Origin of the sequence: Acinetobacter pragensis, from assembly GCF_001605895.1 — a bacterium.
Lineage (GTDB): Bacteria > Pseudomonadota > Gammaproteobacteria > Pseudomonadales > Moraxellaceae > Acinetobacter > Acinetobacter pragensis.
This window is the reverse complement of sequence record NZ_LUAW01000027.1, coordinates 1-12,490: the sequence shown is the minus strand read 5'-3', so window position 1 is coordinate 12,490 and position 12,490 is coordinate 1. Positions and strand designations below refer to the sequence as shown.

Annotated in this window: 8 protein-coding genes, 1 other RNA gene and 1 pseudogene; 9 read left to right on the top strand and 1 reads right to left on the bottom strand. The window is 41.1% G+C overall.

The genetic code is table 11. From position 1 onward, the window contains the following. The first annotated feature begins 91 nt into the window (after positions 1 to 91). The 3 genes from AZH43_RS12305 (at position 92) to AZH43_RS12295 (ending at position 3,528) form a co-directional block, all read left to right on the top strand. Positions 92 to 589, top strand: a complete 498-nt coding sequence (locus tag AZH43_RS12305; RefSeq protein WP_067670100.1) for a thioesterase family protein — start codon at positions 92 to 94, stop codon at positions 587 to 589. Between the two features lie 254 nt (positions 590 to 843). Further along, the gene (locus AZH43_RS12300) at positions 844 to 1,995 is read left to right on the top strand and encodes an HlyD family secretion protein (protein ID WP_067670098.1); all 1,152 of its coding nucleotides are present in this window, start codon (positions 844 to 846) and stop codon (positions 1,993 to 1,995) included. 6 nt (positions 1,996 to 2,001) lie between these two features. Beyond that, on the top strand, positions 2,002 to 3,528 hold the full coding sequence (locus AZH43_RS12295; RefSeq protein WP_067670096.1) for a DHA2 family efflux MFS transporter permease subunit: 1,527 nt from the start codon (positions 2,002 to 2,004) through the stop codon (positions 3,526 to 3,528). Between the two features lie 73 nt (positions 3,529 to 3,601). On the opposite strand, the gene glpK is transcribed toward AZH43_RS12295, so the two are convergent. Beyond that, the gene (glpK, locus tag AZH43_RS12290; RefSeq protein WP_067670094.1) at positions 3,602 to 5,086 is read right to left on the bottom strand and encodes a glycerol kinase GlpK; all 1,485 of its coding nucleotides are present in this window, start codon (positions 5,084 to 5,086) and stop codon (positions 3,602 to 3,604) included. Positions 5,087 to 5,214: 128 nt separating this feature from the next. Between glpK and ssrA the strand changes: the two genes are divergently transcribed. The 6 genes and pseudogenes from ssrA to AZH43_RS18915 all read left to right on the top strand — a co-directional run. Next, positions 5,215 to 5,574, top strand: a transfer-messenger RNA (tmRNA) gene (ssrA, locus tag AZH43_RS12285). A gap of 182 nt (positions 5,575 to 5,756) precedes the next feature. Next, positions 5,757 to 6,890 carry a tyrosine-type recombinase/integrase gene (locus tag AZH43_RS12280; RefSeq protein WP_067670092.1) on the top strand — a complete coding sequence of 378 codons (1,134 nt, stop codon included), beginning with the start codon at positions 5,757 to 5,759 and terminating at the stop codon, positions 6,888 to 6,890. Between the two features lie 787 nt (positions 6,891 to 7,677). Next, complete coding sequence (locus tag AZH43_RS12275; RefSeq protein ID WP_227509816.1) at positions 7,678 to 9,987, top strand: hypothetical protein; 2,310 nt, start codon at positions 7,678 to 7,680, stop codon at positions 9,985 to 9,987. Positions 9,988 to 10,228: 241 nt separating this feature from the next. Beyond that, positions 10,229 to 11,170 carry a YagK/YfjJ domain-containing protein gene (locus tag AZH43_RS12270; RefSeq protein ID WP_067670090.1) on the top strand — a complete coding sequence of 314 codons (942 nt, stop codon included), beginning with the start codon at positions 10,229 to 10,231 and terminating at the stop codon, positions 11,168 to 11,170. Positions 11,171 to 11,240: 70 nt separating this feature from the next. After that, positions 11,241 to 12,107: a hypothetical protein gene (locus AZH43_RS12265; RefSeq protein ID WP_067670088.1), complete on the top strand. Its 867-nt coding sequence runs from the start codon at positions 11,241 to 11,243 to the stop codon at positions 12,105 to 12,107. A gap of 116 nt (positions 12,108 to 12,223) precedes the next feature. Further along, a pseudogene (locus AZH43_RS18915) lies at positions 12,224 to 12,343 on the top strand (zf-HC2 domain-containing protein); the annotation flags it as partial. Positions 12,344 to 12,490: the final 147 nt, after the last annotated feature.

Here is a 12,490-nt window from a genome sequence, read left to right as displayed (position 1 = left end):
GTATTAAACTGTGGGCTATTGTAGACTTATAATCCGCCTTTAGGGCAACCGCGTTTATTTTTTTATCCAATAACGGGAATTCGATCAGACTATGACGGAAGCAGAAAAAAGCTGGACAGGCAATATTGGTTCGGGCTCAGAAATTGATATTCAGGCGATCTTGAAAAAAATTTGCCAAGCATTTAACAGTTCGCCTTTTTATTTGCATAATGGCATGCAGATGCGGGTTGTAGACGGTCAAGTGGAAGCGCATGTTGAAATGGGGCAAAACTTAATTGGCAATGTGGCTTTTCAGATTTTGCATGGAGGCGTAGCTGCAACCCTCTTGGACAGTATTGGCGGCATTTCTGCTATGGCGGAGCTTTACCGAAAATCAGCACCGGAACATTTGGCTGAAACCAGTAAAAAAGTTTCACGCTTAGCCACGGTGGATATGCGGGTAGATTACTTAGCGCCCGGCCGCGGCGAACATTTTACTGCACGTGCAGAAACATTGCGTTTAGGCCGCAAAGGATGCACCATGCGCATGACCATGGTCAATGACGAAGGCAAGGCGATTGCCACCGCAATAGCATCCTATGCCTATTAATTTTCAATTCAGCTAAATCAATAATAGTTAAGTATAATTTACAGCATCCAATGAAAATTGGATGCTGTAGGCAGAAAAAAGACTGCCCAGTTACATTTTATATTCTCAAAAGATGATTATCTCGCTATAAAATGCGTCAAATTTAAAAAGAAATGACTTTCTCATCGACACCATTGAGGACAAAAATGTCCGATTTCTTGCGCTAAGCAAGGATGTTGCCGGCTGACCAAGTCTGTTGGATTTAGGAAAAATCAATGACAGATGCTCAAAACACACTGCCAGATTCTCAAACAGAGGTTCAGCCGAGTGATCAGGAACTGAAAGCCAAGCGGAAAAAAGGTTTAGGCTTCGTTGCCTTGATCTTAATTCTTGCGGCTGTTCTTTATCTGATTTGGACGCTTTTTTTTAATCATTCAGTATCGACTGATAATGCTTATGTCGGCGCTGAAACGGCCTCAGTCACATCGATGGTGACTGGGCAGGTTGCTGAGGTGCTGGTCAGCGATACCCAGCAAGTCAAAAAAGGCGATGTGCTGGTGCGGGTCGATCCGCGGGATGCTGAAATTGCGGTTGCGCAGGCGAAAGCTGAATTATTGAAAGCCCAGCGCCAGTACAAGCAAACAGCAGCCAACAGCAGCGCATTGAACTCGCAGGTTTTTGTCAGTGATGACGGCATTCACAGTTCAGAAGCGCAGGTGGCGAAAGCCAAGGCAGAACTGGACAAGGCTAAAGATGATTTGAACCGCCGTCAGCAGCTGAGTGCATCTGGCGCAATTTCGAAAGAAGAACTGAGCACTGCGCAAAGCGCGATGCAGAATGCGCAGGCAGGCTATGATTTGGCTCAGGCCGGTTTGGCACAAGCGAAATCCAGCCAAAAAGCGGCGCAAAGCACTTTAGCGGCTAATGATGCTTTAATTCATGGCAGCAATGAAAATTCAACCCCAGATGTTTTAGTCGCACAGGCTAAACTGAAACAGGCAGAGCTTGATTTAGAGCGCGCGGTTATTAAATCCCCATTTGACGGCGTGGTCACCAGCCGAAAAATTCAAGTAGGACAGCGTGTTGCGCCGGGCAGTGTTTTGCTGATGGTGGTGCCTTTGGGGCAGCTGTATGTCGATGCGAATTTTAAAGAAAGCCAGCTGGAAAAAGTCCGTCCGGGGCAGAAAGTAACTTTAACTTCTGACCTGTATGGCGATTCTGTTGAATATACAGGTACAGTCGTTGGGTTTTCTGGCGGTACAGGATCAGCTTTTGCTTTAATTCCTGCGCAGAATGCAACAGGCAACTGGATTAAAGTCGTTCAGCGTTTGCCTGTGCGCATTCAGCTTGACCCGAAAGAATTGGCAGAACATCCATTGCGCGTGGGTTTGTCTATGGAAGCGAACATTGATCTGAACTCGAAGTAATCGCCTATGAATAGCTACGTTCCTTATGGTGATTTAAAAGGCGGCCGGCTGATATTGGCTGCCTTTGTGCTGGCGCTGGCTAACTTTATGGTCGTGCTGGACATGACCATTGCCAATGTCTCAATCACGCATATTACCGGAAGTTTGGCGGTTTCCAGTTCGCAGGGCACTTGGGTCATTACTTCGTATGCCGTTGCCGAAGCGATTTGTGTGCCCTTGACCGGTTGGCTGGCAGGGCGTTTTGGCGGAGTAAAAGTTTTTACCTTCAGTTTAATTGGCTTTACGGTGTTTTCTGTACTGTGCGGTTTATCCACAAGCTTAGAAATGCTGGTGTTTTGCCGTATTGGACAGGGCCTTTTTGGCGGCCCGATTATGCCGCTCAGCCAAATGCTGCTATTGCGGATTTTTCCGCCAGAAAAGCAGTCTCAGGCGATGGGCATGTGGGCCATGACCACCGTTGTTGGGCCTATTTTAGGACCAATTTTAGGCGGTGCGATCAGCGACAACTTATCTTGGCACTGGATTTTCTTTATCAATATTCCAGTCGGCATTGTCTGCGCGATGGCAGCGATGCGCCTGTTGAAGCCTGCAGAGACTGAAACGACAAAACTGAAAATTGATATGGGCGGCTTAATATTACTGGTGCTGTGGATCGGCGCATTGCAGCTGATGCTGGATTTGGGGCATGAACGTGACTGGTTCAATAGCCCGTTTATTGTTGCTTTGGCGCTCACTTCATTGGTCGGCTTGGTGATTTTCACCATTTGGGAGCTGACCGACCGGCATCCAGTCGTTAATCTGCAAATCTTCAGATATAAAAGCTTTACCATTTCGGTTCTGGCTTTGGCCATGGGCTTCGGGGCTTTCTTTGGCAGTATTGTACTGATTCCGCAGTGGCTGCAGATTAACTTGGGCTATACCGCAACATGGGCCGGTTATTTAACAGCAACCATGGGCTTTGGCAGTTTGACCATGTCGCCTTTAGTCGCGAAGTTAGCCACCAAATATGATCAGCGGGCTTTGGCCAGTTTTGGCCTGAGCATATTGGGCGGAGTCACGTTAATGCGTTCGTTTTGGACGACTGATGCGGATTTCTTTGCGCTTGCTTTACCGCAAATTCTTCAAGGTTTTGCTGTGCCATTTTTCTTTATTCCATTGTCCAATATGGCAATGGCTTCGGTTAAACCGCACGAAATGGCTTCGGCTGCCGGCTTAATGAATTTTTTAAGGACGATGGCCGGGGCAATAGGCGCGTCCATTGCAGTGACAATCTGGGATGACCACACCAAAATAGCGCGCAGTGAAATGGCCGGAAGCCTGCATACCGATGATGCCAAAGCGGCATTGGTGCAGCAGGGCATGAGTTCCGAAGGCGCGCTGGGCTATATTTCGAGCCTTGTCGATAAAGAAGCGCTAACGCTGTCCGCCAATCATGTATTTTTATTGCTGTCCTTGGTCTTTATTACGGCAGCCATCATGATTTGGTTCTGTCCTCGGCCGAAAGTCGTGGCGGGCGGCGGCCATGCGCACTGATGAAATCCAACAGATGAAAAAACCGCTTTTTGAAGCGGTTTTTTATTAAGTCAATATGATGTGCTGGCCTGAATTAAAGATCTGATTTAGCCCGCTTCAGGGCAGACTGCCATTGCTGCAGATGGTATTCACGCTGATCTGTATTCATTTGAGGTTCAAAAGCGCGTTCCAATTGCCAAGATTGCGCAATCTCTTCTAAATTTGAAAACACGCCAGACTTTAAACCAGCCATAGCCGCCGCGCCCCATGCTGTGGATTCCAAAAGTTTGGGGCGTAAAACGGGAACATTTAGGATATCTGCTTGAAATTGCATTAGCATGTCATTGGCGCAGGCGCCGCCATCAACACGGAGTTCTTTCAGCGGTTTAGAGATATCTGATTGCATGGCGGTCAGCACATCCGACACTTGAAATGCAATTGATTCCAGCGCGGCGCGGGCAATATGCGCTTTGCCGGTTCCGCGGGACATGCCGCACAGCAGAGCGCGGGCTTCGCTGTCCCAATGCGGCGCGCCTAGCCCGGTAAAGGCAGGGACCAATACAACGCCATCGGTATGCTCCACTTGGCAAGCCAGCTTTTCGACATCACTGCTTTTTTGAATGATGCCTAAGCCATCACGCAGCCACTGTACAACGGCGCCTGCCATAAAAACGCTGCCTTCCAATGCAAAAGTAGTTTGATTCTGCGCTTGCCAAGCCAGAGTCGACAGCAGCTTATTTTGGCTGTATTGAACTTCTGTACCGGTATTGAACAGCATAAAGCAGCCTGTACCGTAGGTATTTTTTGCAGTGCCGGCTTCAAAGCAGGACTGCCCGAAAAGAGCCGATTGCTGGTCACCTAAAATACCGGTAATAGGAATGTTGGCGCCCAGCAGGCCGGAGGCAGTATCCGCCACATAGCTGTCTGAACTGATGATTTTGGGTAACACGGAGGCAGGGATATTAAATAATTCAAGCAGTTCATCATCCCATTGCTGATTTTGCAGATTCATCAGCATGGTGCGGGACGCATTGCTGGCTTCAATGACATGCTCTGCGCCTTGGGTTAAATTCCAAATCAGCCAGCTGTCGATGGTGCCAAAAGCAGCGTGGCCCTGCTGCGCAAGCGCACGCAGTTCTGAGATATTTTCTAACAGCCAAACCAGTTTGCCTGCGCTGAAATAGGGGTCTATGCGGAGGCCTGTTTTTTGATGAATAGTCTCATGCATATTTTGCTGGACAAGCTGATTGCACCAGTCTGCAGCGCGGCGGTCTTGCCAAATAATCGCCGGTGCTAAAGGTTTGCCTGTGCGCTTGTCCCAAACAACGGTTGTTTCCCGCTGGTTGGTCAATCCAATGGCTTTAATGTCTTTGGCTAAGATACGGGCCGATGCAAGGGCTTGCTGTACGACAGAAATCTGTGAACTCCAAATTTCCTGAGCGTCTTGCTCCACCCAGCCGGAATGCGGGGTTTTGATCTGAGTTTCACGTTGCGCTGTTGCATGAACCTTACCGTGTTCATTGAAAATAATGGCGCGGCTGGAAGTTGTACCCTGATCGAGTGCCAGTAAATAGCTCATATATTCTTATATCGTCCTTGAAAATGAAAATATTAGCGCAATAATGTAATTAAGCGCATTGAAAAGTGTAATTGTCTAGAAAATGCATCGTATTTTTTATTAATTATGCTATGATTACTGCGTACTTTGGGGGTGTTTCTGGCTTCGACGCTGGTGATGAAACTCATAGATGCATGCCGAGAGCGCATTTTCTCTCGTAAATCAAATTTGCATTTTTTAGTCGCAAACGACGAATCATACGCTCTAGCTGCCTAAGGGCAGCTTGTCCGCCTCTCCGAATACTTGTGGTTAGAGAGTCCGACTGAAGCGCACGCACACAAGTCCGTATTAAAGCCACGCCTCGGGGCTTTGTACTAAATTTAGAGGATCGCGATTTGTACCCTGTTCGTCGGGTCACAAAGAGTTAAAACAGTAGACGATATCTAAGCATGTAGTATTCTCGAGCGTAATGCTGGCGGACGCGGGTTCAACTCCCGCCACCTCCACCAAAATTCAATTCAGAGCGGTTCGACTGAATGTAAAAAAGCCTTTAAACTCAATGTTTAAGGGCTTTTTTATTGGCTGTGTTGTCCGATACTGTCCTAAGCGATTTGACCCTATTTTTGCTTTGTGTGGGTAAAAATTGGCAAAATTTACCCAGAAATTAACACAACAAATTCTGGTTAAATATATGTCACTCACAGATGCAGAATGTAGAAAAGCTCAACCGAAAGACAAGCAATATCGCCTATCGGATTCACATGGTTTATCGCTGATTATTACGACTAAAGGGCAGAAGTATTGGAATGTCCGCTATACTGTTCATGGGCAGCGTCAATCTGAGTCACTAGGACCATACCCAGAGCTTAGTTTGAAAAAAGCGAGAGAAATGGCTTATGAACTTAAGTATAAACATTCCAAATCAGTACTTCATGAGGACATAAAGCCTTTCTTTAAAGAAGTAGCTGAAGATTGGTTCGAGAATCAGAAGGAGACGTGGTCTCCAAAACATATTAGCAATGTCAGAGCATCTCTAGATGAATTATATCTTTCATTAGAAAATAAGCGTATTAATCAGATTCAAGCACCTGAAATTTTGCAGATCATAAAAAAGATTGAGGCGAGAGGCTCACTTGAGGTAGCCAAACGTACTTTATCTCGTTGTGGGATGGTGATGAAATATGCCATTGCTCATGGCTATCGTTACGATGATCCTGCCGGTGATTTGGTTTATGCCCTCAAGAATAAAAGGGTTAAAAACTTAGCCTCTTTATCTGCCGCTGAAATGCCTGAGTTTCTCATACATATTAAGGCTTATCCTGCTGATGCTCAAACACACCATGCAATTGTCCTAATTATGCTGACAGGCGTTCGAGTAAGTGAATTACTACGAGCACGTTGGGATGAATTTGATTTGGAAGGGCGCAAGTGGGATATCCCTGAAGAGCGTATGAAGAATCGATTGCCACATCGTGTACCGTTGACGGACAGAATGATTGCAGAGCTTCAGGCATTAAGACTTACCCATAATCAGGAACTACTATTTCCACACCGTTTAAGTAACAAGGAACCCATGCGCAGTGAATCGATCTTAGCTGTGATTAAGCGGTCAGGCTATGCAGGTCGAATGACAACACATGGTTTTAGGTCGTTATTCAGTACAGTCCTCAATGAGTCAAACCTATTTAATCCCGATGCGATTGAACGTCAGCTTGCTCATGTTCCTCAAAACAGAATTCGATCCGCTTATAACAGAGCACAGTACTGGGATGAGCGAGTGAAAATTATGGAGTGGTATGGGGAGCAAGTGATGAGTTGGATGTAATAGCTGAGAGGAGTTTGAGGAAAAGACATTTACCTTTAATAGTAGTATTTTACTAGTTTCATCTAAGTATTTTAGTCCTTTAATGTCAGATTAATTGGACTAAAATTAATACACAAGTACAAGAATAAACTTTAGTCGAAAAAGAGAGTATTCAAAATTCTATATCAATCTGAAAATTTTACGACTCACTTTTGGGGGGATTATGGTCTGAGCGCCATCATTATTTAATACTCTGTATTAGTTCAGATTTGAACAGACATAGCTTTTGAAAAAGAGAAAGTTACCCGTCTTGATAAGGATATCGAAATCTTAACAATCTCGTTTTGACTCAAAACTATCTTACCTTCGCTATTTGAAATTATTCACTTAGCTACTTTTCAAAGCTCATTTTCAAATATATTTCTCTATTTAGCATCAGCTCATCTTTTGAATAAATTTAACATTTAACTTTCAGGTTATGTTGGCTGATTGAATAGATTTGTTTGAATGTCAGATGGAAAAAGTACTACGGAATTAAACTCATGAGGTGATGAAACAGTACTAGATATTTTGGCTATGCGAGCGCTTTATGGTTGAGAAAATTGAAGGGTAGATTGTTGATTAAACTTCTGGGATTAGTTGCAGAAAACTATGTATTTTGGAATCTCACTTAAAACTTTGCTGATTAATAATTCTAAATAATATTATTTTTATTTTGAAAAAATGTGATTAATATGTGTTTTAAAAATTGAATTTTAATTTCATATATAATAAATTCAATGGTTTAATTGGTATATTTTTTATTTTTATGGAAAAAGAAAAACTTTTTAAGTTGTTAAGGCTGAGAGTTCCACACTCATATGCGTCGTTGTCATCTGGAGAACATGGAAGGAACACTTTTTTTAAAGAGTCTGTTGATTTACTGGAAAACTTTTCTAACTTTTTTGAGGACATTCGTAGCCACAGAAATCCTGTACTTGAGAAGTTTTTAAATACGCATAATGGGGGGCATGAGTTTGATCAAGATACTTTTTTGTATTTTAGTAAATTGGTGGCTGATACATTAATTTACCCCGACAGTGGGTATATGTTTAGTCAAATGACGACTTCTGCTGAACTGATGGAACGTGTTAGAAATATACAGAATGCAAGTGCACATTCCTTACACTTAGACGAGAGTGATCCCTATGCTCATTCATCCCCAAATTTACAAAAAGTTTCCCGTAGGAGGAGTGATACTTCATTTCCTTTAAGTCAAATAGAAGCTTTAAAAGAATGGATTAAGGAAAATCAGAAAAGTATAAGTTGGAATGTAGAAGTTGAAAGTAGACCAAATCTTTTTGAGCATAACTATTTATGTACGGAGTTTGATTCCCTAATTTCACAAAATTTGGAATTGAATGTTCTGTGTCTAGATATAAATCTAAAAAATTCATTTAACAGTCCAGAACATGAATTTATCCGAATTAATTTAGACTACATAACCAAAATTCAGACGTACTTAAATCGGTTTCCTGATTTTTTGAATGGATTATTTAAGTGGGAAAGTGACCATCAGCATGGCTTGAATTTGCATTGTATTTTATTTTTTAAGGGTAAAAAAAAGCTTAGCTCGAAAAAAATAATTGAAAAGCTCACCGATAGTATCAGTCGAGACAAGTTTGATTCAGGCGTCGCAATCACCAATTGGCTAAACCTGTCAAAGCAAATTACCAAGCACGATTTTACAAAAATTTCATATCACCAAACAGAGCAGATACACCAGTTTAAGTATTGGATTCTGGGCTACTACGCATACATTGATTACATCATAAAGCTGGATTACCGAAACAATGCGGGTAATGTCCCTCTTAATGGGGAGTTTTTAAGGCTTGATGAATTTGTATATTACGACCCATTACTAGCATATCAGAGCAATATTGAGCAGTGGAAAAAACGAATAGAAGGCAAAAATCCAGAAAAAATTTGGCAATATCAAGATTTACCAATAGCAGCTGTTGAACGGATTGAGATAGCACAGTTGATGTATCAAGAATATGCCTGCATTGACACTAACTTTAAAGGATTAGTCGAAGTCGGTGTGCGATTAGAGATTTTTATTGAAAATGTCTTGGTCTCATTTGGCAGCTTTTTTGATTTCCCTAGACAGTTTAGTGAGTCCAACTTATTAACCGAAGATGAATGGTCGCGTTCGGTTACTCCATGCTGCCAGCAATATTTCAGTTTGATTGATGAGTATGAGGCAGTGCAATTATTCTTAGGTTACAATGAAAATTCTGCTTTAAGTCTTAATATCAAAGTAGATCATTTTGGCATATCAAATTTCTTTTTAAAGAACAAAATGGACGATAAGTTCAATCTGGATTTAACCAAAATTTTTGAGCTGAATAGGGCGATTGCAGCTTTCAGAGATAGATACATTGAAAATTCGGTTCATCATGGAAGACTAAAAAACAGGATTAGTTCTAAACATTTAGAGATGAATAAAAAAACTGCAATTGAGACACAATATAAAATTTGTGCTCGACGTTATGCGACAGCTATCGATTATTTAAATGCTATTTTAGTGCAAGATCTAGTGGTCTATAGAATTCAATTCATCTTAGATGTAGAGGGATGGGGGACCATCCCACAAGAAGAGTTTTCTAAGCTTTTCACAAGTTTCATCCGTTTTGGTAAAAGAGCGCAACCGTTATCAAAATGTGTTGGTTATTTAGGCTGTTGGAGTCTTAATATTCAGAAAAAAAGTATTGCTGATGTTTTGTTTTTCTTTCCTCGATCTAAGCTTACGCAGGTTGATAGTATTGCAAGATCAATAATTGATTATTGGCATAATTTCTTAACAAACCATTTTGAGAGTAAGTCAAAAAAAGATCCTCAGAATGTGTATAGCAATACGGAATCTATAGCTGTATTTTCATCACAACGAGAATTTAACTCAAAGTTCGTAGTATTTAATGTTAGGGACAAGAAAAAGCAAAATTTATTTAAACAAACAGTTATCAAATATTTATCCTACAATGAGATTTTCCAGCCAAGACCAGAAGTCCCGATCAGAAAGGTTTTAATCAAGGGTTCAACTGTTAATGTTGAAAAAGGTAATAACCCAAAAAATTAACTTTAGCTTTTCTCTGTTAGGTTAAGTCATGTGCTTTATGCTCAGTCAATCTAACCGATTCGCTGTTAAGTCGTAGATGGAGCTTAGCGGGTTATTAAAGTTATTATATCTAATTCTAATTATATACTTATCAATATCTTATTTTATTATTACTTGATTCTTTACTCATATATATGGGTAAACAAGTAAAAGATTACAGACATGCCTGTGATATGAATCCGAACATGATGAGTATCACAACATGAATTTGACAACACCAATCTGGAATGAATCCAGTGTTTGTACTGCGATAGAAGACTTTGTTTATAGCGTTTGCTTTGAACAAATCAATGATCAACAATTCAAACAGTCACTCAGTACATTATATGAAGCGTTTCAACACTTCTATTCAGCACAGCTTCACTACGCTGAATCGATCCAACATTTTATTCAATGTAAGCAATGGATTGATTACTTTCTGAATGGTCAACCTGCATCACAGATCTTAAATTTTAATACTCAGCAAGTTCAAACCCTATGCTATGTACTCTATCAATATCGAAACGATTATTGGAATGAGCATGCTCGTTTTATCCAACAAGAACAGCAGAATCGAAATTCACTGCATCAGTATCTGACTAAACTCATTACCCACTATTCTGAACTTTTATTTGTGCGTGTTGATTTGGGTTATCTCAAAAAACAACAGGTCTATATTGGTATTGAGAATGTTCAACAGCATATGAGTATTTTAAGAAATCGTATCGCAAATCAAGATCGATGTTTCATGGGTTTGCGAGGGTATGCATGGGCATTAGAACAGGGGGTAGATAAAGGCTATCATTGCCATTTATTGCTGATCTATGATCCATCTAAACGTATGAGTGACTGGTATCTCGCTGATCAGGTTGGGAAATTATGGCAAAGTATTACAGGTAATCTGGGATGGTACTTTAATTGTAATACCACGGATCATAAGCAGCAGTTTAAGGAATTTAATCGATTAGGTGTAGGGCATATCCAGTGCAATGTTGAATTGGAAGTAAGCAATGCTTTGAATGCGGCCATGTATCTGGTCAATCCTGAAAAATATGCACAGCATTTACGGGCTATGTTGCCTCGAATGCGCAGCTTTGGTACGGGCCAATTTGAAGTGCATTGGCGTAGAAGTGTAGTCCAAACCTTGCGGCAATGTGGATTCTAGATTAGATCACCATTAAAAAGTTACGGCACTCCTAAGTCTATGAAATAAATAACTTAGGATGTGTTTTATCATGACGACTTACAATGAATCTCAAACATTTTGTGAAATTGAAATCTTTATTCAAGCAATATTAGCTAATCAAATCAGTGTTGAACAATTCAAACAGCAGATCATTCCATTGATTAAGAAATCCAGACGATTCTTTATCGATGGGAATAATTACATCGCAGCAATCATTGTGTTTAAGCATCTTGAGCAGATCATCTTTAAAGCCAATGCGTTTAAGTTCTATGATTCTATTCAAGACTTACCTGATCATGTGGTTGAAGGTTTTATAAAATATGTACACGATCAAGTTGGGTTGATTGAAGCGGATTATCTATATGATCAGAACGAGTATAAGAAACAGGTGAAAAAGGCTGAACGCTTCTTATCAGAATGTATACAGCAACAAGATCAATTAACCATCTTTCCAATTTGTTTAGGGATCCAACCTGAAGCGCTATCTGTGATTCGACTATATGATCTCGATCTTTACCTCAGTGCTTTCCTAAAGTTAATTCGCTCCAGAGATACTGAGCTGTTTCGTTCCATTCATTCTGTAATTTGGCAGATTAAACATGATCCAGAGCAGGGCTATTATGTTCAGTTATTCTGTATCTATGCTGGACAGGCACAAGCTGTCACTCTAGCGGATCATGCGCGCAGAATTGGTGAACAATGGCAGGATATAACCAATGGTTATGGAGCCGTTTCATTTGAAGAGCACGATTTAAAGGGTATCTCGGTAAACTGTTTTGATGACAAGCAGACTCAACGTGCTTTGCAAGCTGTAAAAAACCGTTTAAACAGCCATGCCAATAATCATTATTTAAGAGTGACAAGGCATCGTAGAAAGACCTTTGATTGTCAGCGGATAGGCCTGAGTTTGGTTTAAAGGCTGATCCAAGTTGCTTTAATGTAAGGGAATAGAGTTTATTCCCTTATTCATTTCATTTTAAGAAAAAATGCTTCACCCAGTAATCAAAACTTAGATAGCGCGCCCCCCCGACCGAACAGACTAATTTGCAAATTCATTTATTGGCATGCCGTTCATGTCGTCGTTATGGAAAGCAAGTCAAAACACTCAGCCAGCTTGCCACAGAGTTTAAAAATTTTGATGAGGGTAAGTAGGTAGCATCTGCTGTTTACAAACACAAAGCCCTCAGGTCAAGTTGATGAGAGTAATGTAAAATAACTATTAATTCGAGTTTGAGACTTTGTACGTGAATGATGATGTTGGTTTTATAAAATCTATATGTTTTTAAAGAAAAATATTTT